Origin of the sequence: Xanthomonas sp. Leaf148, from assembly GCF_001423585.1 — a bacterium.
In the GTDB taxonomy this organism is placed as follows: domain Bacteria; phylum Pseudomonadota; class Gammaproteobacteria; order Xanthomonadales; family Xanthomonadaceae; genus Xanthomonas.
The window spans coordinates 670,675-696,296 of the sequence record NZ_LMOP01000001.1 but is presented as its reverse complement, the minus strand read 5'-3'; the positions used below and the strand labels follow the sequence as shown (position 1 = coordinate 696,296).

At 64.5% G+C, this 25,622-nt stretch carries 26 protein-coding genes, 1 other RNA gene and 2 pseudogenes; 14 read left to right on the top strand and 15 right to left on the bottom strand.

Annotated features, from left to right (window positions below):
- Nucleotides 1-2: 2 nt before the first annotated feature.
- A complete protein-coding gene (locus ASF90_RS02895; RefSeq protein ID WP_055845605.1) occupies nt 3-602 on the bottom strand; it encodes a GNAT family N-acetyltransferase in 600 nt (199 codons plus the stop codon).
- A gap of 231 nt (nt 603-833) precedes the next feature.
- On the opposite strand from ASF90_RS02895, the gene ASF90_RS02890 reads away from it, so the two are divergent.
- From ASF90_RS02890 to ASF90_RS02865, 6 genes and pseudogenes are all read left to right on the top strand, one after another.
- Nucleotides 834-2,027, top strand: coding sequence for a sensor histidine kinase (locus tag ASF90_RS02890; protein ID WP_055845602.1), 1,194 nt, complete (start codon nt 834-836; stop codon nt 2,025-2,027).
- On the top strand, nt 2,027-2,668 hold the full coding sequence (locus ASF90_RS02885; protein ID WP_005990002.1) for a response regulator transcription factor: 642 nt from the start codon (nt 2,027-2,029) through the stop codon (nt 2,666-2,668). Before ASF90_RS02890 ends, ASF90_RS02885 begins: the two co-directional genes overlap by 1 nt.
- An 82-nt stretch (nt 2,669-2,750) precedes the next feature.
- A pseudogene (locus ASF90_RS24050) lies at nt 2,751-2,819 on the top strand (DNA-binding response regulator); the annotation flags it as partial.
- Nucleotides 2,820-3,186: 367 nt separating this feature from the next.
- Entirely contained in the window at nt 3,187-4,371 is a 1,185-nt protein-coding gene (locus ASF90_RS02875) for an SRPBCC family protein (RefSeq protein ID WP_055845596.1), read from the top strand.
- A 96-nt stretch (nt 4,372-4,467) separates the two neighbouring features.
- Nucleotides 4,468-4,839: a DUF423 domain-containing protein gene (locus ASF90_RS02870; protein WP_055845594.1), complete on the top strand. Its 372-nt coding sequence runs from the start codon at nt 4,468-4,470 to the stop codon at nt 4,837-4,839.
- 1 nt (nt 4,840) lies between these two features.
- On the top strand, nt 4,841-5,515 hold the full coding sequence (locus ASF90_RS02865) for a DNA-3-methyladenine glycosylase (RefSeq protein WP_055845592.1): 675 nt from the start codon (nt 4,841-4,843) through the stop codon (nt 5,513-5,515).
- Nucleotides 5,516-5,548: 33 nt separating this feature from the next.
- Here ASF90_RS02865 and ASF90_RS02860 read toward each other — a convergent pair whose 3' ends face one another.
- The 5 genes from ASF90_RS02860 to ASF90_RS02840 form a co-directional block, all read right to left on the bottom strand.
- A complete protein-coding gene (locus ASF90_RS02860) occupies nt 5,549-6,346 on the bottom strand; it encodes a M15 family metallopeptidase (protein WP_055845590.1) in 798 nt (265 codons plus the stop codon).
- A 15-nt stretch (nt 6,347-6,361) separates the two neighbouring features.
- Nucleotides 6,362-6,973: a PH domain-containing protein gene (locus ASF90_RS02855; protein WP_055845584.1), complete on the bottom strand. Its 612-nt coding sequence runs from the start codon at nt 6,971-6,973 to the stop codon at nt 6,362-6,364.
- A gap of 172 nt (nt 6,974-7,145) precedes the next feature.
- Nucleotides 7,146-7,325 (bottom strand): hypothetical protein, encoded by a 180-nt coding sequence (locus ASF90_RS02850; protein WP_055845582.1) that lies wholly within the window; start codon nt 7,323-7,325, stop codon nt 7,146-7,148.
- The gene (locus ASF90_RS02845) at nt 7,322-7,606 is read right to left on the bottom strand and encodes a hypothetical protein (protein WP_055845579.1); all 285 of its coding nucleotides are present in this window, start codon (nt 7,604-7,606) and stop codon (nt 7,322-7,324) included. Before ASF90_RS02845 ends, ASF90_RS02850 begins: the two co-directional genes overlap by 4 nt.
- 9 nt (nt 7,607-7,615) lie before the next feature.
- Complete coding sequence (locus ASF90_RS02840) at nt 7,616-8,485, bottom strand: SPFH domain-containing protein (protein WP_055845576.1); 870 nt, start codon at nt 8,483-8,485, stop codon at nt 7,616-7,618.
- A 127-nt stretch (nt 8,486-8,612) separates the two neighbouring features.
- Here ASF90_RS02840 and purT point away from each other — a divergent pair, with 127 nt between their 5' ends.
- A complete protein-coding gene (gene purT, locus ASF90_RS02835) occupies nt 8,613-9,815 on the top strand; it encodes a formate-dependent phosphoribosylglycinamide formyltransferase (RefSeq protein ID WP_055845573.1) in 1,203 nt (400 codons plus the stop codon).
- 252 nt (nt 9,816-10,067) lie between these two features.
- On the opposite strand, the gene ASF90_RS02830 is transcribed toward purT, so the two are convergent.
- Both ASF90_RS02830 and ASF90_RS02825 read right to left on the bottom strand, forming a co-directional pair.
- Nucleotides 10,068-11,297, bottom strand: coding sequence for an endonuclease/exonuclease/phosphatase family protein (locus ASF90_RS02830; protein WP_055845571.1), 1,230 nt, complete (start codon nt 11,295-11,297; stop codon nt 10,068-10,070).
- Nucleotides 11,298-11,348: 51 nt separating this feature from the next.
- The gene (locus ASF90_RS02825) at nt 11,349-12,263 is read right to left on the bottom strand and encodes an arginyltransferase (RefSeq protein WP_055845568.1); all 915 of its coding nucleotides are present in this window, start codon (nt 12,261-12,263) and stop codon (nt 11,349-11,351) included.
- 39 nt (nt 12,264-12,302) lie between these two features.
- Between ASF90_RS02825 and ASF90_RS02820 the strand changes: the two genes are divergently transcribed.
- Complete coding sequence (locus tag ASF90_RS02820; RefSeq protein ID WP_055845565.1) at nt 12,303-12,902, top strand: EF-hand domain-containing protein; 600 nt, start codon at nt 12,303-12,305, stop codon at nt 12,900-12,902.
- Between the two features lie 11 nt (nt 12,903-12,913).
- Here ASF90_RS02820 and ASF90_RS21240 read toward each other — a convergent pair.
- From ASF90_RS21240 to ASF90_RS02805, 4 genes are all read right to left on the bottom strand, one after another.
- Nucleotides 12,914-12,989: non-coding RNA, sX9 sRNA (locus ASF90_RS21240), on the bottom strand.
- 420 nt (nt 12,990-13,409) lie between these two features.
- Nucleotides 13,410-13,913: a DUF2007 domain-containing protein gene (locus ASF90_RS02815; RefSeq protein WP_055845563.1), complete on the bottom strand. Its 504-nt coding sequence runs from the start codon at nt 13,911-13,913 to the stop codon at nt 13,410-13,412.
- A 231-nt stretch (nt 13,914-14,144) separates the two neighbouring features.
- Nucleotides 14,145-15,050 (bottom strand): acyl-CoA thioesterase II, encoded by a 906-nt coding sequence (gene tesB, locus ASF90_RS02810; protein WP_055845560.1) that lies wholly within the window; start codon nt 15,048-15,050, stop codon nt 14,145-14,147.
- Between the two features lie 59 nt (nt 15,051-15,109).
- Nucleotides 15,110-15,880 (bottom strand): enoyl-CoA hydratase/isomerase family protein, encoded by a 771-nt coding sequence (locus tag ASF90_RS02805; protein WP_055845557.1) that lies wholly within the window; start codon nt 15,878-15,880, stop codon nt 15,110-15,112.
- 23 nt (nt 15,881-15,903) lie between these two features.
- Between ASF90_RS02805 and ASF90_RS02800 the strand changes: the two are divergent.
- A pseudogene (locus ASF90_RS02800) lies at nt 15,904-16,359 on the top strand (copper chaperone PCu(A)C); the annotation flags it as partial.
- A gap of 256 nt (nt 16,360-16,615) precedes the next feature.
- On the opposite strand, the gene ASF90_RS02795 reads toward ASF90_RS02800, so the two are convergent.
- A complete protein-coding gene (locus ASF90_RS02795) occupies nt 16,616-17,020 on the bottom strand; it encodes a thioesterase family protein (RefSeq protein WP_055845555.1) in 405 nt (134 codons plus the stop codon).
- Nucleotides 17,020-19,986: an excinuclease ABC subunit UvrA gene (gene uvrA, locus ASF90_RS02790; protein WP_055845551.1), complete on the bottom strand. Its 2,967-nt coding sequence runs from the start codon at nt 19,984-19,986 to the stop codon at nt 17,020-17,022. Before uvrA ends, ASF90_RS02795 begins: the two co-directional genes overlap by 1 nt.
- A gap of 292 nt (nt 19,987-20,278) precedes the next feature.
- On the opposite strand from uvrA, the gene rplU reads away from it, so the two are divergent.
- The 3 genes from rplU to obgE all read left to right on the top strand — a co-directional run bounded on the left by rplU (nt 20,279) and on the right by obgE (nt 22,175).
- Nucleotides 20,279-20,599: a 50S ribosomal protein L21 gene (rplU, locus tag ASF90_RS02785; protein WP_055845548.1), complete on the top strand. Its 321-nt coding sequence runs from the start codon at nt 20,279-20,281 to the stop codon at nt 20,597-20,599.
- A 12-nt stretch (nt 20,600-20,611) separates the two neighbouring features.
- A complete protein-coding gene (rpmA, locus tag ASF90_RS02780; RefSeq protein ID WP_002807880.1) occupies nt 20,612-20,872 on the top strand; it encodes a 50S ribosomal protein L27 in 261 nt (86 codons plus the stop codon).
- Between the two features lie 253 nt (nt 20,873-21,125).
- The gene (obgE, locus tag ASF90_RS02775) at nt 21,126-22,175 is read left to right on the top strand and encodes a GTPase ObgE (RefSeq protein ID WP_055845546.1); all 1,050 of its coding nucleotides are present in this window, start codon (nt 21,126-21,128) and stop codon (nt 22,173-22,175) included.
- A 91-nt stretch (nt 22,176-22,266) separates the two neighbouring features.
- Here obgE and rpsT read toward each other — a convergent pair whose 3' ends face one another.
- Nucleotides 22,267-22,536, bottom strand: a complete 270-nt coding sequence (rpsT, locus tag ASF90_RS02770; protein WP_002807888.1) for a 30S ribosomal protein S20 — start codon at nt 22,534-22,536, stop codon at nt 22,267-22,269.
- 116 nt (nt 22,537-22,652) lie between these two features.
- On the opposite strand from rpsT, the gene murJ reads away from it, so the two are divergent.
- Nucleotides 22,653-24,257: a murein biosynthesis integral membrane protein MurJ gene (gene murJ / locus ASF90_RS02765; protein ID WP_055845542.1), complete on the top strand. Its 1,605-nt coding sequence runs from the start codon at nt 22,653-22,655 to the stop codon at nt 24,255-24,257.
- 271 nt (nt 24,258-24,528) lie between these two features.
- Nucleotides 24,529-25,617: a bifunctional riboflavin kinase/FAD synthetase gene (locus ASF90_RS02760; RefSeq protein ID WP_082473380.1), complete on the top strand. Its 1,089-nt coding sequence runs from the start codon at nt 24,529-24,531 to the stop codon at nt 25,615-25,617.
- The last annotated feature ends 5 nt before the right edge of the window (nt 25,618-25,622 follow it).

Here is a 25,622-nt window from a genome sequence, read left to right as displayed (position 1 = left end):
GCTCAGCTCCCCGTCGATGGGTTGTCGGTGGCGGCGGCATGCCGCGGCCGGCCGACCCACGGCAATTCTTCGGGCAACTTGCCGCCATAGGTCTCCTTGACCCACGGATAGCTGCTCATGTCTTTCATCAGCATGCTCGCGCGCACTTCCACGTCGGGCATGGTGTTCTGGCCGACCTCGCGGAAGCCGAAGCTGCCATGGAACAGCAACGCCGCATCGGCGCCGTGGTCCAAGAACACCTCGCAAGCCAGCTGCGGGTAGCGCAGCTCGGTGTAGCTCTGCACATCGGCATAGAACGCCCGCCCGACGCCACCGCCGCGACGGCGGCTGGCGACCACGATGCGGTCGATATAGAAAAATTCCGGATGACGGTCCCGGAACCAGGCGAAGTTGCTGCTGTCATGGGCACTGCCGCTACCGAACCCGACCAGGAAACCGGCCAGGTTGCCGTCGCGCTCGGCGACGCGGAAATATTCGGCCTGTTCGTAGAAGCGTTGCAGCTTGTTTGAATCCAGCGGCAGGATCGCCAGTCCGGCATTGTTGTTCAGGGCCAGGACGGAATCGAGCTCGTGCTCGCGCACGTCGCGGATGACGATCGACATTGGGACTCCGTGGGGTAACGCTCTCGATCCGAAATCGGATCTGCGTCGGATTATTACATGCGTGGCCTGAAGCGGCGACCCGCCGCGTGCGCCCCGGCGCGCAAGTCGCCTTCGCGCAGGGCACCGCGCATGCGCAAACCCGGCCCTGCTGCCAGGTGCTTGCAGGCGAACACGTGCATGCATGACTTCCGGCAAGAGGGCAGCGGCGGCGCTTGGGCCTAAGATGCCAGCATGTTGGGATACCTCAGTCATACGCGCGTCCTGCGCTTCGCCGGCCTGTTCACCTGGGCGATGATCGCCATGCCTTTGGTGTTCATCTACTGGGCGCCTGCAGAAGATGGCGACCACCGCAGCGTGCTGGAGGCCGCCACGATGTCGGCGTTCTTCATCGGCTTCGGTGTCAGCTATTTCTGGTTGACGCGCGGCTTGAACAGTGGCGGTCACGCGCATTGGTACGATCGCCTTATCCTGCTACTGCTCACGATCTGCGCGCTGGCGGTCAGCTATCTCACCCGAACCGGCCTCGGCAGCATTTTGATGATGGTGGCGGCCGGGGTGATCCCCTGGCTGTTGCCGCTACGTGTTGGCGTGGTGTGGCTGGTGCTGAGCCAGCTGGCGGTGCTGCCGGTCTACCATCTGCTGCTGGGGTTCCCGGTCTCCGGCGCATTGATGCAATCGCTGCTTTACGGCGGCTTTTCGATGTTCATCTTCGTCACCAGCCTGGTCGCCCGGCAGCAGACCGAGGCGCGCGAAGAGCAGCGCCGGCTCAACGCCGAACTGCGCGCCACCCGCGCGCTGCTGGCCGAAAGCGCACGCATCAACGAGCGCACCCGCATCTCGCGCGAGCTGCACGATCTGCTCGGTCACCATCTCACCGCGCTCAGCCTCAACCTGGAAGTGGCCGGCCACATCACCGAGGGCCAGGCGCAGGAACACGTGCGTCAGGCGCACACCCTGGCCAAGCTGCTGCTCACCGATGTGCGCGAGGCGGTCAGCCATTTGCGCGACAGCGGCGCCATCGATCTGGAAGCGGCGCTGCGCCCCCTGGTGACCCAGGTCCCGTCGCTGGACATCCATCTGGATATCGCCCAGCCGCTGACCCTGGATGACCCCGAGCGGGCGCACGTGCTGCTGCGCTGCACCCAGGAAATCATCACCAACGCGGTGCGCCACGCTGGCGCGCGCAATCTGTGGATCCAGGTGCGGCGCGATGCGGATACCGTGCTGATCGACGCCCGCGACGACGGCCATGGCGCCGATGCGGTGGCGCCCGGCAACGGACTGCGCGGCATGCGTGAACGGCTCAACCAGTATGGTGGCAAGCTGGAAATCCAAACCCGGCGCGGCGACGGCTTCGGCCTGCGCATCTGCGTTCCAGGCGCGCCGGCACTGATGCCTGCGGCCGTTACTCAAGGAGTGTTCTGATGATCCGTGTGTGCCTGGTCGACGACCAAACCCTGGTGCGCCAGGGGATCCGCTCGCTGCTGGCTCTGGACAACGGCATCGAGGTGGTGGCCGAGGCCTCGGACGGCAAGCAGGCGGTGGAGCAAATTCCGCAGATCCAGCCGGACGTGGTGCTGATGGACATGCGCATGCCGGTGATGTCCGGCCTGGAAGCCCTGCAGATGCTCTCGCGCAACGGCACCCTGCCGCCGACCATCATCCTGACCACCTTCGACGACGACCAACTGGTGCTGGCCGGGCTCAAGGCTGGCGCCAAGGGCTATCTGCTCAAGGACGTGTCGCTGGAACAGCTGGTCGGCGCGATCCGCACCGTGGCCGACGGCGGCTCGCTGGTGCAGCCGGCGGTCACCCAGCGCCTGCTCTCGGGCCTGGAGCACATGCGTAACGAGTTCGTCAGCCTGGACCGGCCCGATCCGCTCACCGATCGCGAGACCGAGATCCTGCGGTTGATGGCGAGCGGCTTTTCCAACAAGGAGATTGCCAATTCGCTGGGCGTGGCGGAGGGCACCATCAAGAATCACGTGTCCAACATCCTGTCCAAGTTGGGCGTGCGCGACCGCACCCGCGCGGTACTCAAGGCATTCGAGCTGCAGCTGGTCTGACAGCAGGATGTCCCGCCCGGCGCAGCGCGCCGGGCGTTCGCGGGCGCGCAAGCCTGCGGCTTGCAGGCAGCGCCTGCTCACCCTGTCCAAATTGCGCGTGCGCGACCGCACCCGCGCGTTACTTAAGGCATTCGAGCTGCAGCTGGTCTGACGGCAGTGCCGTCGTAACTCAATGCCGCCCTGCACGGCGATCGCTGCGCGATGCGGCATCGCCGGCCTGCATGCATCTTTATGCGGTTGCGTTGCGCCGAGTGGTGCGGTGACACGCCCCCAAATGCCTTTGGCTAATGCGGCATCACACGCACGCAGCGCGCGATGTGCATGATGACTGCGCGCAATTGGCGCAAACCCTTGTACAGACTGGGATTGCGCAGTTCCGCAGCAGCGCCGCGTGCGCTAAATGACACCGCAAGACCGCGCTACCCGTCGCACAACTGAACATCTTTCTCGAAGCCTGCTAGGATGGTGGCTTCGCTTCACTCAACCCGGCCGTGGGATCGGCCCCGGAGACCTCCTGAATGACCCGTATTATCGAGTTCCTGATCGCCTTGGGGATCGTGGCTGGCTTGTTTGTCGTGGTGGGCTTGGTGTTGCCCTCGGAGCGGCAGATGTCCGAGAGTGTTGAGACCAACCGCAGAATGACGATTGTTTACGACACCGTGAACAGCTTCCGTCGTTTCAAGGATTGGAACCCGCTTGTGCTGCGTGACCCGAAGATCCAGCTGAAGCTGGCCGGCCCGGAAGAGGGCAAGGGTGCACGCGTCGAATACAGCTCCACCGAGGGCTATATCGGCAGCGGCAGCTGGGAAATTAAAAACACCGTCAAGAACGAGCGTGTTGAGATCGCGATCGAAGATCCCACCAAGGGCTACGACAAGGTCACCAATTTCACTCTGGCTCCGACCGGCAAGAACAACAAGAACGTCAAGATCACCCAGGATTACAGCGTCAAGTACGGCTGGAACCTGTTTGGTCGTTATGCGGGCTTGTATGTCAGCCGCCACGTGGGCGACGACCTGAAGCTGGGCCTGTCGCGTCTGGCAACCGCATTGGCCACCGTGCCGAACTTCGACTACCGCGCGCAGCTGGACGGCAAGCCGGTGTTGAGCGATCTCAAGATCGTCGATGTGCCGGCCGAGGACCTGTTGGTCGTCACCGCGGGCAACATCGATCGTGATAACGAGACGATCAAGAAGTCGATCAAGGACAACCAGGAGTGGATCAAGCGCGTGATGGACGCCAATGGTCTGGAAGCTGCTGGTCCGGTTCGGATCGTCACCACCGACTTTGCCAGCGACAAGTACGCGTTCGACGTCGTGCAGCCGGTCCGCAAGCGTGCCGGTGGCGCGCCGAAGGCCGATGCCAAGACCGACACCGCCAAGACCGACGCCAAGAAGGACGACGCCGCAGCAGCTGCTGCACCTGTCGATGCGACACCGGTTGCCGCAACGGGTGAAGAGCTGAAGCTCAACATCCCGTCCGAAGCTCCGGTGAAGTACGAGCGCACCAAGGCACACCGTTCGGCATTTGCTACCTACGCAGGCCATATGGCCGGCCTGGATGCCGTCCGCAGCTCGCTGCGTGCCTGGTCTGCCACCGGCGGCAACGACGTGACCGAACGTCCGTACGAGTCCTGGAAGGGCGGCGTGGACAAGTCGTTTACGCAGGACGGTACCTATGACGTCTACTGGGCCATCAAGTAATCGTTTCACCACGATGATCTGATCCAGACGAAAACGCGCCGCAGTCTTGCGGCGCGTTTTTTTTTGCGCCACGGCGCCGCAACGGAAACTGCCCGCATGTCTTTAATCGAACGTCGCAAGAAACATCCCTCGTTGCTGGCCTTTTGCGGCGGCTTGCTGGCCGCCATCGCGGTGGGGCTGTCGGCCTACGCCTCGCACGGCGTGACCGACGCGCTGGTGCAGTCGCGGCTGCAGTTGGCATCGCTGTACGCATTTGGGCACGGCGCCGTACTGGTCGTGCTGGGCGCCACCGAAACGCGTGCGCTCGCGCGCGTCGGGTTGTATCTGTTGTTGCTCGGCACGTTGCTGTTTGCCGGCAGCCTGGTTGGCGGCGCCTTGCTGCACTGGCCGACCAGCCTTGCACCGATCGGCGGGGTCGGCCTGATGCTGGGCTGGGTGGTGTTGGCGATCGGCGCGTTGAGGCGCTGAGATGCCACGGCATGCCCGCGGGTTCGATGTGGAGGCGGCGTTCGCGCAGTTAAGCCGGCGCGACCGCGCGTTGGGCGCGTGGATGAAGCGCATCGGCCCCATCGCTCCGCAGCCAGGTTGGCGCAAACCGTTCGACCCGGTGGACGCGTTGGCGCGTGCGATCTTGTTTCAGCAACTCAGCGGCAAGGCCGCATCCACGATCGTGGCGCGGGTGGAGGTGGCGATCGGATCGAGCCGTCTGCATGCCGACACCCTGGGGCGAGTGGACGATGCGGCGCTGCGCGCCTGCGGTGTCTCTGGCAACAAGGCGCTGGCATTGCGCGATCTGGCGCGGCGTGAGCTGGATGGAGAAATCCCCTCGTTACGCAGACTCGCCTTCATGGAAGACGACGCCATCGTCGAAGCACTGGTGCCGGTACGCGGCATTGGCCGCTGGACGGTGGAGATGATGCTGATGTTCCGCCTGGGCCGCCCGGACCTGCTGCCCATCGACGACCTGGGTGTGCGCAAGGGCGCCCAGCGCGTAGACAAACAAGCGCAGATGCCCACGCCGAAGGAACTTGCCGAGCGCGGGCAACGCTGGGGCCCATACCGCACTTATGCCGCGTTCTATCTATGGAAGATCGCCGACTTCAGCGTCGCGGCGAAAGTGCCGACCCCGCGCTCGCAGGAATAGGCGCGCTCGGTGCGCGCCGGATTGCGGCACGCATCAGGCCGCGTGCCAACGCCAATGCCAGGGTTCGTAGACGATGCCGTGCGGGTTGTCGCGCGGATAACTCAGGCGGTAGCCGAAGTGCGGCGCGTGACTGCGCAGCCACGCAAACGCGGTGGTGGCCTCGAACGATTCTTCTGCCGGTGGTTCGCCCGGAGTGCCGATGTCGAGCGCATCGCCGCTGTGATGTTCGCTGAAGCCCGGTGCGGCATTGACCGCCAGAATCTGGTCCAGCGTCAGCCCGCGTGCGAACTTGCGTTCGAAGATGCCCAGTTGGTAATCGTGGCTGCGGTAGCCGGAGATCGCATCGAGCACGATGTCCGCACGCAGCGCCGCCGTACGCATCTGCTGCCACGCACGCACCGCACCTGCGCTGAGCCAGAGCGGCCGGCCGAAGCGATCGCGCCCGGCGAACTGCAACGTTGCCGGTTCGGCGATCAGGCGCAGGCCGGTCTGTTCTACATAGTCATCTGCAACAAGCCCGAGCTGTGTGAGGCGATGTTGCAAGCCGTCGACCGCCAGGACGCCCGCGTGGCCTTGGCTGGAACGCGCAGTGGCGCCCTGCAGCCGGTCCAGTGCCTCGTCCAGGCCAGGTTCGCGCGCCAGTCGCGGCACCAGCGGCATTAGCCCGTGCGGCAGCTGCGCGGCCAGATAGCGCCCATCGCGTTTGCGTCGCAGTAGCCAGTCGGCCTGCGTCAGTACGCGTGCATCGGCATTGCTGCGCGCGCGCAAGAGGGCAGCTGGCACCAGTTCGATGGCGGTGGTGTTGAGCAGCAGGGACAGTCTTGGGCGCATCGCGACAGGGTAGGGCTAAGCGCGTTGCGCGGCCAGTTGCTGTAGATCCTGCAGCAGCTGGCGCGGCTGTTCGGGACTGAGCACGACTACGCTGCCGTCCTTGAGTGGGAGGGTCAGCACGCGGGCCGCTTGGGTGATCAGATAGAACCCCGGGCCTGCCTGTCTGCTGCGGTAGTACCCGGAATGGAAACCCGGATAGCCAAAGCCCAACGACTTTCGGCCTGGCTTGAAGGCAGGGTGCTCTGCCAGATCGACCACGCGGGCCATGTCCAGCCGCATCTGGTAGACAGGTACCTGCTTGGTGAACAGTGTCGAGCGCACGATCAAGCGGTCGTCCTGCAGCCGGATACCGCGTCGCGCATGCGCGGCGGTGCAGCTCACTGCGATTGCCAGCAGCAATGCCAGGTGGGTGTACAGGGCGGCAGGATGCCCATGACGGACATTGTCCGCATGTACCACGACGATCACGCACGCGACAGCCAGCAACGGAAGCCACAGCCACAGCGCAAGCCCCCAGGGCGCGACCGGCGCGACGGCGTACTGGCGCCGGTGCGGTGGCTGGCGGTGACCGGTGTGTGCCGTGTGCTGTGCAACGGTGCCGTGGCGTTGACCGGATCGCGTCGTCATCGGGCGTCCTTGATCGTCACCTGTGGCGTGACGCTTGGCGATACGTGTGGGTGCACGACAGCGAGCATGCCGGGGTTGTTCGGTATGGCCGCCGCGACCTGGATGTCATCGCCGTCGACGGCGTGGAGACATGATAGCGATGCGGCGATGCTTCGCCCGTTGCAGCGCCTGCTCATGTCTGCGGCTCCTTGTCGCCCTGCGGCTTCGGCAAGCGCCCTGCCTTGCGTAGCGCATCGCGCAGCACGTATTCGATCTGCGCGTTGAGGCTGCGTAGTTCGTCGTCGGACCAGCGCTGCACGGCAGCCAGTACATCGGCGTTGATGCGCAGCGGATAGGCCTTCTTTTCGCTCACTCGCGCTCACCGCGGCCGCTGTAACGGCGCAGGTGCATGACCATTGAGACGATCAATACGTTGACGCCGATGATCATGCCGATCACCACCGCATAGATACCGGCGCGGTTGTCACCTGCCCAGTACAGGCAGGCAGCGCCGATCAGGATCACCAGGCTGATCAGCGCCCAGCGCAGGCCCAGACCGCGTGCGCGGTCGTCGTCGTCCGCACCGATGGAGGCGGCGATCGCCAGCGCGGGCAAACCGGACAGAGCGACCACCAGCGGCACCATGACATTCATTATTTCACCTCAATAGAGCGAGCCGGCGTTGACCACCGGTTGGGTGCCGCGATCAGAACACAACACGGTGAGCAGGTTGCTGACCATATGCGCCTTGCGCTCTTCGTCCAGCTGCACCACGCCGTTTTTCTGCAACTCGGCCAGTGCCATCTCCACCATGCCCACGGCGCCCGCCACGATGCGCGTGCGTGCGGCGATCACTGCATTGGCTTGCTGGCGCTGCAGCATGGCTTGCGCGATTTCAGGTGCATAGGCGAGATGGCTGATGCGCGCTTCGATCACATCCACGCCGGCCTGGGTCAGGCGCTCGTCGAGATGGCGCTTGAGCTGCTCACTGATTTCGGCCGGGTGGCTGCGCAACGAAATCTGATCGTCTTCGTGCTGATCGTAGGGATAGCTGGTGGCCATGGCGCGCAGCGCCGCTTCGGACTGGATATGCACGAAGCTTTCGTAGTCGTCGACGTTGTATACCGCCTCCGACGCGTCCATGACCTGCCACACGATCACGGCAGCAATTTCGATCGGGCTGCCATCCAGTTCGTTGACCTTGAGCCGGCCGCTTTCGAAATTGCGCACACGCTGGCTGACCCGGCGCTTGGCGTAAAAGGGGCTGTTCCAACGCAGGCCAGGGTCCTTGACCGTGCCCACGTACTTGCCGAACAGGCTGAGCACGGCGGCCTGGTTGGGTTCCAGGGTGTATAGCCCGGCCAGGAAAAAGATGCCGACGGCAACCACCACGATGGTGGCGATCAACGCGAGCGGAATCGCCTCGGCCGAGGCCGCCACGGTAAGCAGCATCCAGGCGCTGGCTGCGAACGCCGCACCAACGGCGATGATGACGGGGATGCCAGGCAGTGAGTTGATCGGCTTCTCTTTCATGAGCGGATGTCCTTGAGTTTGGAATGAAGATATCAAAGTGATATCAAGTGATGCAAGATTTGCGGGCAGCGTTCGAGCGGAAGGCCCAGTTAGAATGGCCGCCCCCTTCCGATCTGGACCCGCGCTCATGACTACTCTCGGCACGCCGTTATCGCCTTCCGCCACCCGGGTGCTGCTGCTGGGGTCGGGCGAACTGGGTAAGGAAGTAGCGATCGAACTGCAGCGCTTCGGGGTGGAAGTGATCGCGGCCGATCGCTATGCCAATGCACCGGCGATGCAGGTGGCGCACCGCTCGCACGTGCTGGACATGCTCGATCCTGCCGCGCTGCGCGCGCTGATCGCCGCAGAGCAGCCGCACCTGATCGTGCCGGAGATCGAAGCCATCCATACCGAAACCCTGGTGGCGCTGGAGCGCGATCAGGGCCAGCGCGTGATTCCCACCGCGCGCGCCGCACGCCTGACCATGGACCGCGAAGGCATCCGCCGCCTGGCTGCCGAAACCCTGGGCCTGCCGACCTCGCCGTATCGCTTTGTCGACACCGCTGCCGAGTACCGCGATGCGATCGCCGCGGTGGGCCTGCCGTGCGTGGTCAAGCCGGTGATGTCGTCCTCGGGCAAAGGCCAGAGCACCTTGCGCAGCGAGGCCGACATCGATGCGGCGTGGGACTACGCGCAGACCGGTGGACGTGCCGGCGCCGGGCGTTGCATTGTCGAAGGCTTTATCGATTTCGATTACGAGATCACCTTGCTGACCGTGCGGCACGCGGGCGGCACCTCGTACTGCGACCCGATCGGCCACTGGCAGCAGGATGGCGACTACCGCGAAAGCTGGCAGCCGCAACCGATGTCGGCTGCCGCATTGCAGCGCTCGCAGGAGATTGCGAAAGCCATCACCGACGATCTGGGCGGCTGGGGCTTGTTCGGCGTGGAGTTGTTCGTCAAGGGCGACGACGTGTGGTTCAGCGAAGTCTCGCCGCGCCCGCACGACACCGGGCTGGTAACGCTGGTGTCGCAGGAATTGAGCGAATTCGCGCTGCACGCCCGCGCAATCCTCGGCCTGCCGGTCGGTGCTGAAAACGGCGGCGTCATCCGTCAGAGCGGCCCGTCTGCTTCCTGCGCGCTGCTTGCGCACGGCAATGGCGTGCCGGTGTTCGACAACGTTGCCGATGCATTGCGCGACCCGGACACCGCGCTGCGCTTGTTCGGCAAACCGCGCGTCGATGGCCACCGCCGTGTCGGCGTCACGTTGGCGCGTGCTGACAGCATCGATGCAGCACGCGAGAAAGCGCGCGTAGCGGCGGCGGCGTTGACGATTCAGTTGAAAGACTGAGCAGCGCCTTGCTTGAAAGAGTGCAGCTTGGTGCTGCACTTCTTTCAGAACGCCAGCTGCAAGCATGTGATGCGCTTGCCATCAACAGCGATGGCAAGCTGTGCGAGCAGTCACTCGCCGAAGTGCAGCTGTCGTCAGTTCTGTACAAGCCAGCGCAAGCGATGCCTGCGTCCATGGACCTGTCATCGCAGGCTTGGGAAGTACGGCAGATTCCAAAACGCGACGTTACCAATCCCAACTCCCTCATCCCGGCTACAAACCAACATCCACCCACACCGCATGATGGTCGCTGCCATCGGCAATTGCCGCTTCCGGGGCGGTGCTGGTCGGCCAGAAGATGCCGCTGCCGATCAGGGTGAACTGGTGCGATGGCAGCACGTAGTCCAGGCGCATGGTGCCGGCTTGCGGTCCAAAGTCGCCGGTGACCTGGTGCGGGTCGCCGGTGTGCACGATGCCTTGCGCGGCGTATTCGGCGGTCTTTTCCGGGCCGCCGTCGCTGCGCGGGGTGGGGTATTGCAGCACGCTCGGATGATTGACCAGTGCGCGGATCGCGTCGTGGCGGCCGGCGCCATCGATCGGATCGTTGTTCAGATCGCCCAGGATCACAAAGTGCGCATCGGCCGCTAGGCCGCCGCAGATCCCCTTGTCATCGCACAGCCAGCGCTTGCTGTCGGCGGCGTTGTCCAGGTACGCACGCCACAGCGCGAGCTCGTCGTGGTTGCGCGCAGCGTTGCGCTTTTCCGCGCCATCGAACACCGGTGGCGTCGGGTGCGACACCAGCGCATGCACGACACCGAGCGGCGTGCGCACCGGCACGTCCCAATGCGATTTTGACGACAGGCGCAGCTGAGACCAGATCGCGTCGCTATAGAACGAACGCCCGGTGCCCGGATCCAGCGGCCGCAATGCGCCCGGTAGTGCGCTCCATTTCAGCAATTGAAAAGTGCGCACAGACTGCGCATCGATCGGATACCGCGACAGCACCAGCATCCCGTACTGACCAGGATGCAGCCCATAGCCCCAGGCATCGTTACCACGCGAGCGGCCATCGCCACCGACGGTGCCGTTGCTGTCCAGATCCAGGCCGCTCGGCACGCCGGTATTGACCGGTGCCAGATACCGATACGGATAACGCAACGGCTCGCCGCCGCCTGGCTGGGCGACCTGCAGGTAGCGCTGCTGGAACAGATCGGCAGCGCGGTGGTCCGGGTCGAAATCGAATTCGTTGAGCAACACCAGATCCGGACGCACGCGCTGCAGCACCGCGGCGATCTTGCGTGCATGCGCGCTGTCGCCCTGCAGTTCGCGCACCAGGCCGCCGGCCTCGTCTGAGTACAACGAGGTGTTGTAGGTGGCGATGCGCAGCTGTGTCGGCACAGGATTGCCGGTGGCGCTATCGGAGGTGGCGGCCGATGCCGGCGTGCGATGGGTACAGGCAGCGCAGAGCGCGGTCAGCGCAAGCAACAAAAGAGGTCTGATCATCGCGCGATTCTCGCATGCTGGATGCGACAGCCCGATGTCGCGCGCTGCGATTCACGGCGCCGATGCGGTCGCTGGTAATCCGCGCCACTGGCGGCCGTCGTAGGCTTCCAGTGCGCTGAAACGACGCTTGTAATTCATCTTTGCATGGCCGTCGATCCAGTAGCCCAGATACACATGCGCGCGTCGCTCGCGCTGAGCCCATTGAATCTGCTGCAGGATCGCAAAGGTGCCCAGGCCGCGCGCGGCCGCCTCCGGCGCGTAGAACGTGTAGACCGCAGACAACGCATGCTCGGTGACGTCGGTGACCGCAACGGCAAGCAGCCGTCCCGGTGCATGCGCCACCGCCGGTTCGCGAATCTCCAGAAACCGCCCATGCGACCAGCCGCCGATCAGGAACTGATCGAATTCGGTGCCGCCATGCTCGTCCATGCCGCCACCGGGGTGTCGGGATTTGAGGTACTGGCGATACAGGGCGAGTTGCTCGTCGGTGCGTTCGGCTGCGACCACGCGCACGACCAGATCCTGATTGCGCGCAAGGCAACGGCGTTGACTGCGATCGGGTCGAAACGCATCCACTGCAATGCGCACCGGCACGCACGCGCGGCAGCGTTCGCAATGCGGCCGGTACACCAGGTCGCCGGAGCGACGAAACCCCCATGCCAATGCCTGCGGATAGATCGTGCCCAGGCGCGGGTCGTGCGGGTCCAGCACCAGATCGCGCGCACGACGCTCGGGCCAGTAGCCGCAGGCATGCTCGCCGGTCTGGAACAGGCGCAGGTCGTCGTGGGTGTCGGCGTGGATGGCCATGCGCGCAGGATAGCGCCTGTGCGTCGCAACAGCGGCGACTGTCCGCCGGATGAATACGTCAGGTGTGCGCGTCAACGTGTGCGCCGATGGCTCGTTGATGTGGGTGTTGGTGGCAGCGCACGGCCTCTCCGGATGCGCCACCCACGCGATGCGGCCCATGCAGGTGCCGCGTGTGGTTCCCACAATCAGGAGTTTCTCATGACGTCTCGCAAACCTTTCCTCGCCCTGGCCGTGCTGGCTGCGCTGTCCACCGGCGTCGTGTTCGCCGCCACTCCGCCTGCTGCCGGCGATGCGCCGCGTCCTGGCAAGCTCGACAGCAACAACGATGGCGTCATCGATCGTAGCGAAGCCGCCGCCGACCCAAAGCTGGCCGCGCAGTTCGACATGCTGGACACCAACAAGGATGGCAAGCTTTCACGCGATGAGCGCCCGCGGCATCGCGGTCCGGGTCGTGAGGGACGTGGCGACTGGATGGCTAAACTCGACACCAACAAGGACGGCCGCATCAGTCGCGAGGAAGCCAAGGCCGACCCGAAGTTTGCCGCGCGCTTCGATCAGATGGACGTCAACAAGGACGGCTTTGTCGATCGCGCCGACCGTGAGCTACGCATGCAGCAGCATCGCGATGCGTGGTTTGCCAAGGCCGACACCGACAAGGACGGCAAGCTGAGCAAGGCCGAGTTCGACGCCGCATCCAAGATGCGCGGCGAGCATGGTCCGCGTGGCCCGGGTGAGCACGGCGACCGTGGCGATCACGGCAAGCGTCCGATGCCGGCCAAGCCTGCCGCGGGCAACTGAGCATTGAGAGCGGCAAACAAAACGTAGCGAGCAGTCGTCAGGTGGGCGCGGACGGCCCGCAGGAACCGGAGCGTACGGGTGGTACGTGCCGATTCCGAGCGCCGGCCGCGCGCGCTTGGCAGTAAGCACGGTAGTTCTGTGAGCTGCTCTTAGGTGGAGTGCAATTGGTTGAGTAGTGCAGTGGTGGGATGACACCGCCGTCATGGCGGTTGCTCATTCGCAACAGTTAACAAGGCGCCGATCGACAGACGGCCTCCCGCGTAAGCAGGAGGCCGTTTTTTGTGTGTGCGTTGTTAGGCAGCTAACACGCGTACTGCGCGCATCCCGACGATCTGCCATGCGCGCGCGACTGGCACGCAGATCGATCCTTGTGTTGGCGCGCCTCATAGCATCCCCAGCTTGATGGAGTGATGCAGGATCGCCAGTATCACTGCGACGTTGCTGACGATCACGGCGCCAGGGCTTGACCCTGCTAGCCCAAACCACGCCACCACAGCGCAGAAGCGCTCAGCGTGCCGGCTGAATCCGCACCCGCATTTCGTCGTCCTCCGCTGGCGGCGTTGCGTCCGGTGCCGATTGCGATGCGGGCTGTGTTGCTGGGGCGACCGGCGCCGGTGTGCTGCGATGGCGCATCACCACAAACATGGCCACCGCACCGATCACCAGCAACAGCACCAGACGGATACGCCAGGCCCAGCTGCGCGCGCTGGAGCTCGAGCCGTTTTCGCCTTCGCGGAAGGTGTATTCCACATTCGGCAGATCGCGGCGGGTGGTGTCGAGCAGGCGTGCATCGCGCAGCAGGTCGCGCGCGCGCGGCTGGTCGTCGGCGTGCACGATCCACACGGTGGGATACGCCTGCGCGTTGCCTTGCTCCAGGTAGCTGAACTGCCCGGTGCGCTTGCTCTCATACGAGCGGCCATTGCTCATGCGCACATCGATGCCGGCGTTGCGCAATAGATTGGCCACGCCCTCGGCGGTTTCGATACGTTGACTGCTGAAGATCTTGCGCATGCTGGTGGAAACCGCCGTTGGGTCCCGAACAAATGGCGCCAGTGCTGCGCCGGTTCAAGATGAAAAGAAAGATGTGGGTGATGGCTGCAACTAAGTGGCCGCACGCGCGCCGGCGAGCAGGCCGGCGCGTCGTCGTAACAGCTTGCGTGCTGCGCGACGAACCGGCCGCATGCCCGCCACCTGCGCCATCGATTGATGAGTCCGCGACACGGTAGCGCCACCCATCTGCGCCTAGCCCTTGGCCGGCACGGCAATCGCGCTGCCCTCGGGCACCACGCGGATCAGGCCTTCCTGCGTGGTGCTGGCGACCAGCACGCCATCGCGGGTGAAGAACTGCCCACGTGCCAGGCCGCGTGAGCCTTGCGCGGTGGGGCTATCCAACGAGTACAGCAACCAGTCGTCGGTGCGGAAAGGGCGGTGGAACCACAGCGCATGGTCGAGCGAGGCCATCTGCACATTCGGCGTGTAATAACTGATGCCATGCGGAAACGTGGAGGTGCCCAGCAACTGAAAATCCGAGGCGTAGGCCAGCAGCACCTGGTGCAGGCCGACATCGTCGCCGATCGGGTCGTTCAGACGCAGCCACATCTGCTGGAACGGTGGGCGCTTGGGTGGCTTGAGTTCGTCACGCGGAAATACGTGGCGAAACTCGAACGGGCCACCACGAGAGAGCCAGCGCTGCACCTTGGCCGGCAGGTTCGCCAGCACCTCCGGCGCAAGCGGTGCGGCCGGTTCGATGTCTTCCGGCGGCGGCACCACCGGCATCACCGACTGATGCTCGGCGCCGTCTTCGTGTTCCTGAAACGAGGCCGCGCAGAAAAAGATCACCTTGCCGTGCTGGATCGCAGTAACCCGGCGGACTGAGAAACTGCCGCCATCGCGGGTGCGGTCGACGTCGTAGACGATCGGGTGGTCGATATTGCCGGCACGCAGAAAATAGGCATGCAGCGAATGCGCCTGGCGGCCGTTTTCCACCGTGGCCTGCGCGGCCGATAGGGCCTGGCCCAGTACCTGTCCACCGAACACGTACTTGGTGCCGATGTCGCGGCTCTGGCCGCGAAACAGATTGTCTTCCAGACGCTCCAGCGACAGCAGGCTGATCAGTTCGGAGACGACGGGTTCGGCGGTGGCGGACAAGGGGCTGGCCTGGGCGTGCGACGGACCACGATTATAGCGGGCCGCCTGCGTACCACCGTTCAGGCCTTTTGCAGGCGTTCGACCAAGCCACGCAACGCGGCCTGCGCATCGGGCGCGTACCAGCCGTCGACGAAGCGCTCCAGCTGGATCAGCTCCGGCGCCAGCGCCGCGCGCAAATCCGCCCTTGCCACCGCACGCGTTGCCAGCATTGGCTGACGCGGCAACTGTTGCAGCTCCTGCAGCCACGCCACTGCGCGCGCGGTGACCAGTTCGCCGTCGACCAGCTCGTCCACCAGGCCGATCTGGCCGGCCTGTTCGGCAGGCAGCAATTGCCCGGAAATCAGCAGGCGTTCGGCACGATGCGCACCGACCACGCGGCGCAACAGCCGCTGGATACCTTCCGGCGCCGCCAACCCCACTTGCACTTCGTTCAGGCCGATGGTGTACGGCCGGGCGGTATCGGCGCTGCGCGCCATCACCCGGTAGTCGCAGCACAGCGCCAGCACGCAGCCACCGGCCGGTGCATGGCCGCCGATTGCCGCGACCACCGGCACCGGGCAGTTGGCCAGTGCTTGCGCCGCATCGAAGAAGGCGGTCCAGCTGGCCAGCAGTGCAGCGCGGTCGGTGCCATGCGACAGCAGGTGCGGTACGTCCATGCCACCGGAAAAAATGCGTGCGCTGCCCGACAGCACCACGCCGTCGACCGTGGCGTCCAGCTGCTGCACGGCCGCGCTCAGTGCCTGGCAGAGCGCGGTATCCAGTGCATTGACCGGCGGGCGCGCCAGACGGATTTCACGAATTCGGCCGTGGTCTAAGATCTGGATGCTCATTCGGGGCTCCTGGAGGTCGGGTCATGATAGACGGCAGTGACAGCAGGCGGCGCGTGCGGCGCAGCGTCATTGGTGCAGTGGCGCTACTGGTCAGTGCAGGCGCATCTGCGCAATGCATGCCGACCTTCCAGGAAGGTTGGGTGCGGATTCCGCCGCCCGGTGGTATGGGCATGGCGGCAGGATTTGGCAGCTTTCACAACGACTGCCCGCATGCAGTGCGGATAACGGGGATCAAGCGCGCCGCCTTTGGCGAGGTGTCGCTGCACCAGACCCTGCAGACCGATGGGGTCAGCCGCATGCGTGCCGTACCGGAGCTGTTGTTGTTGCCTGGCGCGGTGGTGACGCTGGCGCCAGGCGGGTTGCACCTGATGCTGATGCGGTCGCAGGCACCGTTGAAGGAAGGCGCACAGGTGCCTGTGCTATTTATCTTGCAGGATGGCCGGCAGGTACAGGCCACGCTACAGGCACGGACGCGCGCCGAAGTAGTAACCGTCTCGCCCCGAGTTGCGGATCTGGCTCTGCACAGCAACCTGCGCTGTGTTCTTTCAGTACGTAAGTACAGTACGTCAGTGCGATGCAAAGTAAAGCCAGGCGCCGACGAAATCGTACGCGCCCACATCGCGTCCAGAGCCCCAAGGCTTGCAGTCACTCGCAGCCGTAGACGCCACCAAAAAAACGGCGGCTCCGCTAACGAAGCCGCCGTGCATCACTGACCTGCGTCTGCGCAAGTCTGCGTCAACTGCTCGCTGCGCGCACCGGCTCCGGCAGCGCGGCGCTCTTGCCGGTCTGCGTATCGATCCACACCACCACCACGTTGCCGTCCGAATACAGCACGCCCTCGTCCTTCTGGTCGACGATGCGATGGCCGATGGTGATGCTGCTGCTGCCCAGACGCTCGACGAATAACTCCACCGTGATGTCGTTGGGCCACACCAGCGGGCGTTTGTAGTTGACGTTGGTGGCGGCAACGACCGGCGCGATGCGGTCGGTCATCGAAACGCCTTGTACGCCCAGCATCCAGCGCACGCGCGCTTCTTCCAGATACGAAATGTACTTGGCGTTGTTGACGTGGCCCATGCTGTCCATGTCGCGCCAGCGCACGCTGATCGGGATGCGTGCCAGGATCTTGTGTTCGCTCATCAGCTTGCCTTCTTCTTTGCAGTTTTCTTGGTGGCGGACTTGGCGACCTTGGCCACCTTCTCTGGTTTGACCTTGCGCGGTGGGCGCGCATCCGGCTTGTTGGCCATTGCGGCCGGGCGGGTTTCGCGTGCCTTGACCGACGGCAGCATCTTGGCCAGGAACTGCCCGGTGTAGGACGCCTCGTGCGCGGCCACGTCTTCCGGTGTGCCGGACACCAGGATGGTGCCACCACGATGGCCGCCTTCCGGGCCCAGATCCACGATCCAGTCGGCGGTCTTGATCACATCCAGATTGTGTTCGATCACCACCACCGTGTTGCCCTCGTCGCGCAGCTTGTGCAGCACGCCGAGCAGCGCTTCGATGTCGTGGAAATGCAGGCCGGTGGTCGGTTCGTCGAGGATGTACAAGGTGCGCCCGGTATCGCGACGCGACAGTTCCTTGGACAGCTTCACACGCTGCGCCTCACCGCCAGACAGCGTGGTCGCGCTCTGGCCCAGCTTGATGTAGCTCAGCCCCACATCGATCAGCGTTTCCAGCTTGCGCGCAATCGACGGCACCGGCTCGAACAAGCGCAGCGCGTCTTCGACGGTCATCTGCAACACGTCGCTGATGTTGAAACCCTTGTAACGGATCTCCAGCGTCTCGCGGTTGTAGCGCTTGCCGTGGCAGACATCGCACGGCACGTACACGTCGGGCAGGAAGTGCATCTCCACCTTGATCATGCCGTCGCCCTGGCACGCCTCGCAGCGGCCGCCACGCACGTTGAAGCTGAAACGCCCCGGCGAATAGCCGCGCGCACGCGATTCGGGCACCTGTGCGAACAGCTCGCGCAGCGGGGTGAACATGCCGGTGTAGGTCGCCGGATTGGAGCGCGGGGTGCGCCCGATCGGCGACTGGTCGATATCCACGACCTTGTCGAACAGGTCCAGATTTTCCACTTCGCGATGCGGTGCCACCGTATGCGAGGCGCCGTTGATCTCGTTGGCGGCCAGCGTGAACAAGGTGTCGTTGATCAGCGTCGACTTGCCCGAGCCGGACACGCCGGTGATGCAGGTCAACAGGCCGGCCGGAATCTCCAGATCGACATTCTTGAGGTTGTTGCCGGTCGCCCCGCGCAGATGCAGCATCATCTTCGGGTTGGGCTTGTGGCGCTGCTTGGGAATTTCGATGCGGCGCTTGCCGGACAGGTATTGGCCGGTCAGCGAGCGTGGCGAATCCAGAATGTCCTGCAGCGTGCCCTGTGCGCAGATTTCGCCACCGTGCACGCCGGCGCCGGGGCCGATGTCCAGCACGTGATCGGCCAGCCGGATCGCGTCTTCGTCATGCTCGACCACGATTACCGTATTGCCCAGGTCGCGCAGCCGCGTCAGCGTGCCGAGCAGGCGTTCGTTGTCGCGCTGATGCAGGCCGATCGATGGCTCATCGAGCACGTACATCACCCCGACCAGGCCGGCGCCGATCTGGCTGGCCAGACGGATGCGCTGCGCTTCGCCGCCGGACAAAGTGTCTGCCTTGCGCTCCAGGGTGAGGTAATCCAGGCCGACATCGACCAGGAAGCCCAGCCGCTCGGCGATCTCCTTGACGATCTTGCTGGCGATCTCGCCGCGCCAACCCGGCAGCGACAAGCCGCGGAAAAAGTTCAGCGCTTCGTTGACCGGCAGCACCACCAACTCCGGCAGCGGGCGATCGGCCACAAACACGTTGCGCGCAGCGCGATTCAGGCGTGTGCCGTTGCAGGCAGGGCAGGGCTGCTGGCTGACGTACTTGGTCAACTCTTCGCGAACGGCCGGCGATTCGGTTTCGCGGTAGCGCCGTTCCAGATTCGGCAGGATGCCTTCGAAGCGATGCTTGCGTGTGGTGCGCCCGCCCGCATCGGTGAAGTAGGTGAAGCTGATCACCTCATCGCCGCTGCCGAACAAGACCGCCTGGCGCACCTTGGCCGGCAGCGTGTTCCACACCGCATCCACGTCGAACTTGTAGTGCTTGGCCAGCGAGGCGATCAACTGGAAGTAGTAGGCATTGCGCCGATCCCAGCCGCGTACCGCACCCGCAGACAACGACAGTTCCGGATGCACCACCACCCGGTCCGGGTCGAAGAATTCGGCCACGCCCAGACCATCGCAACTGGGGCAGGCGCCCACCGGTGCGTTGAACGAAAACAGTCGCGGTTCCAGCTCCGGCAGCGAGTAATCGCAGACCGGGCAGCTGTACTTGGACGAGAACAGATGCGGGGCTGCGGCCGGGTCGTCCAGCGACTGCACCGCCACCATGCCTTCGCCGAGCTTGAGCGCGGTTTCGAAACTTTCCGCCAGCCGCTGTTTGATGTCTTCGCGCGGACGGAAACGGTCGATCACCGCTTCGATGGTGTGCTTCTGGCGCAGCGCCAGTGCCGGCACCGCATCGATCTCGTACAACTCGCCATCCACACGCACGCGTACGAAACCCTGCGCACGCAGTTGTTCGAACACCTGCGCATGCTCGCCCTTGCGGTCGCGGATCACCGGCGCCAGCAACATATAGCGCTGTTCCTGATCCTGGGTGAGCATGTGGTCGACCATCTGGCTGACGGTCTGCGCTTCCAGCGGGAAGCCGTGATCCGGGCAGCGCGGCTGACCGACGCGTGCATACAGCAGGCGCAGGTAGTCGTAGATCTCGGTGATCGTGCCCACGGTGGAGCGCGGGTTGTGCGAGGTGGACTTCTGTTCGATCGAAATCGCCGGGGACAGCCCTTCGATATGGTCCAGGTCCGGCTTTTCCATCACGCTGAGGAACTGGCGCGCATACGCCGACAGCGACTCGACGTAGCGGCGCTGGCCCTCCGCATAAATGGTGTCGAACGCCAACGACGACTTGCCCGAGCCGGACAGGCCGGTGATCACGATCAGTTTGTCGCGAGGCAGGTCGAGGTCGATGTTCTTGAGGTTGTGCGTCCGCGCGCCGCGGATGCGGATGAAATCCATCGCCATGGGGGATCCGATGTCGGGCCGGCGAACCGGCAGTGGTGCGAGCGTGCTCAGCAGGAATGAGTGGCAGTCGATCAGCCTACCCGCCGACCTAGGTGAGGGCAATTGCCCCAAATGCCAGTCTGACCGGGCCGTTGTGGCGACCGGATGATGCGTTGCACCCGCCCGATTCCGGTGCGCGGCGGTTGACCTGCTTGCAGGTTGACCCGAAACCGGCTAAGCCAGTACAATCCCGCTCCTGTCTGCCCTAGGGCACGTCAGTGCGACCATAATAACTACAGAGGAAAACCTGGTCATGTACGCAGTTCTGTTAACCGGCGGTAAGCAATACCGCGTCGCGCAGGGCGAAACGCTCCGCGTGGAAAAGCTCGAAGTCGAAGCAGGCAACGAGATCAAGTTCGACACCATCCTGATGCTGGGCGATAGCGATGGCATCAAGCTGGGCGATGCGCTGAAGGGCGCCTCGGTCACCGCCAAGGTCGTGGCCCATGGCCGCGCCGACAAGGTGCGCATCATCAAGTTCCGTCGCCGCAAGCACCACATGAAGCGTCAGGGACACCGTCAGTACTACACCGAAATCGAGATCACCGGCATCGCCGGTGGCGACAAGAAGTAAGGAGAACCAGTCATGGCACATAAAAAAGGCGTAGGTTCCTCGCGCAACGGTCGCGATTCCAACCCGAAGTACCTCGGCGTGAAGATCTTTGGTGGCCAGGCCATCGACGCCGGCAACATCATCGTGCGTCAGCGCGGCACCCAGTTCCATCCGGGCGCCGGCGTCGGCCTGGGTCGCGACCACACGCTGTTTGCGTTGGTCAACGGCAAGGTCGAGTTCTCGGTCAAGGGTGCGAAGAAGCGTCGTACCGTCAGCGTGGTTGCCGAGGCGTAATCGCCCGCTCCATGCAGGCCAGTTCGTAGCCGCGCCAGCGCGGTTGCGAACGACACGGAGAGCCCCGCTTCGGCGGGGTTTTTCGTTTGACGGCTGAGAATCGGGAATGGGGAATGGGGAATCGGAAAAGCCGGCTCCTAACTCCGTTTCGCTCTCTGCCGTCGTGCCGGTGAGTGTGCTCGCTGGCAGGAGTCACGCCGCTTTTCTTTGGCCGATTCCCCACTCCCTATTCCCAATTCCCGGTTGTAAGCTCATGAAGTTAGTCGACGAAGCAGAAATCCTGGTGACCGCCGGTAATGGCGGCAATGGCTGTGTCGGCTTTCGCCGCGAGAAGTTCATTCCGCTTGGCGGGCCCGACGGTGGCGACGGCGGTGCCGGTGGCAGCGTCTGGATCGTCTCCGACGAGAACGTCAACACCCTGGTCGATTTCCGTCATGAGCGCACCTTCAAGGCGCAGCGCGGCGAGAACGGCATGGGCCGCCAGGCCTATGGCAAGGGTGGCGAAGATCGCGTCATCGTGGTGCCGGTCGGTACCATGGTTGTCAATGTGCAGACCGATGAAGTGATCGGCGACCTGACCCAGCACGGCGATCGCCTGCTGGTCGCCAAGGGCGGCAAGGGCGGCCTGGGCAATATGCATTTCAAAAGCTCGGTCAACCGCGCGCCGCGCCAGTCCACCACCGGTGAAGAGGGCGAAGAGCGCCTGCTCAAGCTGGAGCTCAAGCTGCTGGCCGACGTCGGCCTGCTGGGTTTCCCGAATGCCGGCAAGAGCACGCTGATCCGCGCGGTGTCCTCGGCAACGCCGAAGGTGGCCGACTATCCGTTCACGACGCTGTATCCGAATCTGGGTGTGGTCAGCGTCGAGGCCTACCGCAGCTTTGTGATCGCCGACGTGCCGGGCCTGATCGAAGGTGCAGCCGATGGCGCCGGCCTGGGTACGCAGTTCCTGCGCCATCTGCAGCGCACGCGCCTGTTGCTGCATCTGGTGGATATTTCGCCGATGGATGGCGGTGTGGATGTGTCGCCGGTTGATCAGGTGCGCACCATCGAGCGTGAGCTGGAGCGCCACGACCCCGAGCTGTTGAAGAAGCCGCGTTGGCTGGTGCTCAACAAGGCCGACCTGATGTTCGAGGACGAGGCGCGTGCCGCTGCCGAAACCATCGTGGCCGAGCTGGGCTGGACCGCGCCGTGGTACCTGGTGTCCGCGCTGGGTCGCGATGGCACCTTCCCGATCATGAAGGACGTCATGGCATTCTTCGACCGCCAGCGCGAGGACGAACTCGAGGCGCGCAATGCGGGCTGAGTGCACGGACAGGCACACAAAAAACCCGGCCGAGGCCGGGTTTTTCTGTGCTACCGGAAGCCAGGCTTCCGGTAACGTCGCAGCTGATCGCTTACGCGGCCTTGATGGCCTTGATGCGAGCGGTCAGACGGCTCTTGTGACGCGCAGCCTTGTTCTTGTGAATCAGGCCACGGGCGCTGAAACGGTCGAGGATGGGCTGAGCAACGGCGAAAGCAGCTTCGGCGCCTGCAGCATCGTTGGCGTCAAGGGCCTTGATCACCTTCTTGACGGCGGTGCGCAGCATCGAGCGCTGTCCGGTGTTGCGCTCATTGCGCACAACGGTCTGCTTGGCGCGCTTCTTGGCGGACTTGATATTGGCCACGGTGGTGGGTTCCTGAAGAATCGGTATGGTGGAAAAAGCAAGCGCGAAAGTATGATGGACCTAGATATGTACGTCAAGTCAGTTGTCAAGAGGGATGCAGCGTGAGCAAGCCTGGCATGTTGAGAGGCCTGCTCTCATTCAGCAGTATGACCATGGTGTCGCGGGTGCTGGGGCTGGTGCGCGACCAGGTCATAACCACCACCTTCGGCACCAATGCGGTGACCGATGCGTTCTGGGTGGCCTTCCGGGTCCCCAATTTCCTGCGCCGGCTCTTTGCCGAGGGGTCCTTTGCCACCGCTTTCGTGCCGGTGTTCACCGAGGTCAAGGAAACCCGCCCGCACGCCGAACTGCGCGAGTTGATGGCGCGCGTGGCCGGTACCCTGGGTGGAGCGCTGCTGCTGGTCACCGCGCTGGCGCTGATCTTCGCGCCGGCGCTGGCCACGCTGTTTTCCAGTGGGGTCTATACCGACCCGGCCAAGCATGGCCTGCTGGTGGATCTGTTCCGTCTGACCTTCCCGTTCCTGCTATTCGTCTCGCTGACCGCGCTGGCGGGCGGGGCACTGAACAGTTTCCAGAAGTTCGCCATGCCGGCGCTGACCCCGGTGATCCTCAACCTGTGCATGATCGCCGGCGCCGTGTGGCTGGCGCCGAAGTTGGGCGGCACGCCGGAGAAGCAGATCATCGCGCTGGGCTGGGCGGTGCTGGCGGCAGGCATGCTGCAGTTGCTGTTCCAGCTGCCTTCGCTGAAAGGCATCAATCTGCTGACCCTGCCGCGCTGGGGCTGGCGACATCCAGGCGTGCGCAAGGTGCTGACCCTGATGGTGCCGACCCTGTTCGGCTCATCGATCGCGCAGATCAACCTGCTGCTGGACACCGTCATCGCGGCCAAGCTGACTGATGGCTCGCAGTCGTGGCTGTCGCTGGCCGACCGCTTTCTGGAATTGCCGCTGGGCGTGTTCGGGGTGGCGCTGGGCACGGTGATCCTGCCGGCGCTGGCGCGGCATCACGTCAAGACCGACCGCGCGGCGTTTTCCGGTGCGTTGGACTGGGGATTCCGCATCACGTTGGTGATCGCAGTGCCGGCGATGCTCGGCTTGCTGCTGCTGGCCGAGCCGCTGGTGGCAACCTTGTTCCAGTACGGCCAGTTCACCGCCTTCGATACGCGGATGACCGCGATGTCGGTCTATGGCCTGAGCTTTGGCCTGCCGGCGTACGCCATGCTCAAGGTGGTGCTGCCGGCGTTCTACGCGCGGCAGGACACCCGCACCCCGGTGCGTGCCGGCGTGGCGGCGTTGATCGCCAACATGGTGTTCAACTTCGCGTTGCTGGCAGTGGTCTACCAGCTCATGGTGCCGCCCGAGCTCAAGGCGCAGGGCGTGATGCAGGCGCTGGGCAAGCAGCCGGGTCTGCATCTGGCGCTGGGCATCGCGAGCGCGCTGTCCAGTTATCTCAACCTGGCTTTGCTGTGGTACTGGCTGGGCAAGTCCGGCGTGTACCAGCGCCGGCCGGGGTGGGGCGGCTATGCAGCACGCCTGCTGCTGGCATGCGCGGCGATGGTGACGGTGCTGTTGGGCCTGCTGTGGTGGCTGCCATCGTTCACCGTGATGGAGAAGTGGGATCGTATCGGTTGGTTGGCGGTGCTGGTCGGCAGTGGCGGGCTGACCTATGTGGTCGCGCAACTGGCGTTGGGCTTGCGGCCGCGGCATCTGCGCGAGAGCTGAGCCGTGGATGTCGAACGCTGCAATTGCCCCTGGTGAGTGCAGCCGGTGTCTGCAGTCGGCAAGGGCAGTGCAGCCGTGGAAGGTCTGCTGCGGTCTGCGCCGACGTTGCGGCCATGGAGCGATTGCAGGCCACCGCCTGCATAGGCTGCGGTCTCTGCCGACGCTGCGCGCGTCCGGTGCGCGGCCATGCGGCTTGACAGGCACGGCTATACTTACAGGTTATGTATCAGCGAGGGCCGGCCGCCAAGCCGGCATCTGTTTGGATCGAGGAATGAGCAGGCTGTTTAGAGACGTCGAGGGCGGGACGCTGTTCCCGCACGGAAGCGTGGTCTGCATCGGCGCCTTCGATGGCCTGCACCTTGGGCATCGGACGTTGGTGCAGCACGCCGTCGCGCGTGCGCGGGCGCTGGGCGTGCCAGCGGTAGCGTTGAGCTTCGAGCCGCTGCCGCGCGAGTTTTTCGCCCCGGCCGCGCCGCCGCCGCGCCTGACCCTGGCGCGCGCCAAGATCGAAGGCCTGTACGACTTCGGTGCCGACAGCGTTGGCCTGATCCGTTTCGACGGCCGCTTGTCGTCCATGCGTGCAGAAGATTTCGTACGCCTGGGGCTGGTTGGCCGGCTGTGTGCGCGCGAAGTGTGGATCGGCCCGGAATTCCGTTTCGGTCATCGGCGTGGCGGCGATATCACCTTGCTGCGTGCGTTGGGTGAGCAGCATGGATTTGTGGCTGGCGAAATCACGCCGGTGCACCTGCATGGCGAACGGATTTCTGCCACGCGCATTCGCGAGCTGCTGGGTGCAGGCGAGTTCGTGCCTGCCGGCGAATTGCTCGGCCGCCCGTATGCCATCGGTGGGCGGGTGGTGCGCGGCAAGCAACTGGGGCGCACGCTGGGCTATCCCACTGCCAATCTGCGTTTTCCGCGCACCCCGGCGTTATCGGGCATCTACGCGACCTGGGTGCATGGCGTAGCCGAGCGGCCGTGGCCATCGGTGTCCAGCTTCGGAACGCGGCCCACCGTGGCCGGCGTGGAGCCGTTGCTGGAAGCGCACCTGTTCGATTTTCAGGGCGATTTGTATGGCCGGCATATCGAAGTCGAATTCGTCGCCAAGCTACGCGACGAAGAAAAGTTCGATGGGCTCGATGCGCTCACTGTGCAGATGCACCGCGATGCCGAGCAGGCGCGTGCCGTGCTCAAGGCGAGCCCCTCGCGACTGCCTGCTGCCGATGAAAGCGTTGCACGCTCCGCCGGTCTTTCCATGGAGGGGCAACACGGCGGTTCTTCGCACCGCTCTGCAGACGCAGATGCCGTCGATGCCACTCCCTCGCAACATCCCCGTACATCACCTCACGCAGCGCAACGGTAGATTCC

Coding starts and splice junctions, on each gene's coding strand:
- ASF90_RS02895 (WP_055845605.1), bottom strand. CDS start 602: ATGTCGATCGTCATCCGCGACGTGCGCGAGCACGAGCTCGATTCCGTC.
- ASF90_RS02890 (WP_055845602.1), top strand. CDS start 834: ATGTTGGGATACCTCAGTCATACGCGCGTCCTGCGCTTCGCCGGCCTG.
- ASF90_RS02885 (WP_005990002.1), top strand. CDS start 2,027: ATGATCCGTGTGTGCCTGGTCGACGACCAAACCCTGGTGCGCCAGGGG.
- ASF90_RS02875 (WP_055845596.1), top strand. CDS start 3,187: ATGACCCGTATTATCGAGTTCCTGATCGCCTTGGGGATCGTGGCTGGC.
- ASF90_RS02870 (WP_055845594.1), top strand. CDS start 4,468: ATGTCTTTAATCGAACGTCGCAAGAAACATCCCTCGTTGCTGGCCTTT.
- ASF90_RS02865 (WP_055845592.1), top strand. CDS start 4,841: ATGCCACGGCATGCCCGCGGGTTCGATGTGGAGGCGGCGTTCGCGCAG.
- ASF90_RS02860 (WP_055845590.1), bottom strand. CDS start 6,346: ATGCGCCCAAGACTGTCCCTGCTGCTCAACACCACCGCCATCGAACTG.
- ASF90_RS02855 (WP_055845584.1), bottom strand. CDS start 6,973: ATGACGACGCGATCCGGTCAACGCCACGGCACCGTTGCACAGCACACG.
- ASF90_RS02845 (WP_055845579.1), bottom strand. CDS start 7,606: ATGAATGTCATGGTGCCGCTGGTGGTCGCTCTGTCCGGTTTGCCCGCG.
- ASF90_RS02840 (WP_055845576.1), bottom strand. CDS start 8,485: ATGAAAGAGAAGCCGATCAACTCACTGCCTGGCATCCCCGTCATCATC.
- purT (WP_055845573.1), top strand. CDS start 8,613: ATGACTACTCTCGGCACGCCGTTATCGCCTTCCGCCACCCGGGTGCTG.
- ASF90_RS02830 (WP_055845571.1), bottom strand. CDS start 11,297: ATGATCAGACCTCTTTTGTTGCTTGCGCTGACCGCGCTCTGCGCTGCC.
- ASF90_RS02825 (WP_055845568.1), bottom strand. CDS start 12,263: ATGGGCCGCATCGCGTGGGTGGCGCATCCGGAGAGGCCGTGCGCTGCC.
- ASF90_RS02820 (WP_055845565.1), top strand. CDS start 12,303: ATGACGTCTCGCAAACCTTTCCTCGCCCTGGCCGTGCTGGCTGCGCTG.
- ASF90_RS02815 (WP_055845563.1), bottom strand. CDS start 13,913: ATGCGCAAGATCTTCAGCAGTCAACGTATCGAAACCGCCGAGGGCGTG.
- ASF90_RS02805 (WP_055845557.1), bottom strand. CDS start 15,880: ATGAGCATCCAGATCTTAGACCACGGCCGAATTCGTGAAATCCGTCTG.
- ASF90_RS02795 (WP_055845555.1), bottom strand. CDS start 17,020: ATGAGCGAACACAAGATCCTGGCACGCATCCCGATCAGCGTGCGCTGG.
- uvrA (WP_055845551.1), bottom strand. CDS start 19,986: ATGGCGATGGATTTCATCCGCATCCGCGGCGCGCGGACGCACAACCTC.
- rplU (WP_055845548.1), top strand. CDS start 20,279: ATGTACGCAGTTCTGTTAACCGGCGGTAAGCAATACCGCGTCGCGCAG.
- rpmA (WP_002807880.1), top strand. CDS start 20,612: ATGGCACATAAAAAAGGCGTAGGTTCCTCGCGCAACGGTCGCGATTCC.
- obgE (WP_055845546.1), top strand. CDS start 21,126: ATGAAGTTAGTCGACGAAGCAGAAATCCTGGTGACCGCCGGTAATGGC.
- murJ (WP_055845542.1), top strand. CDS start 22,653: ATGTTGAGAGGCCTGCTCTCATTCAGCAGTATGACCATGGTGTCGCGG.
- ASF90_RS02760 (WP_082473380.1), top strand. CDS start 24,529: ATGAGCAGGCTGTTTAGAGACGTCGAGGGCGGGACGCTGTTCCCGCAC.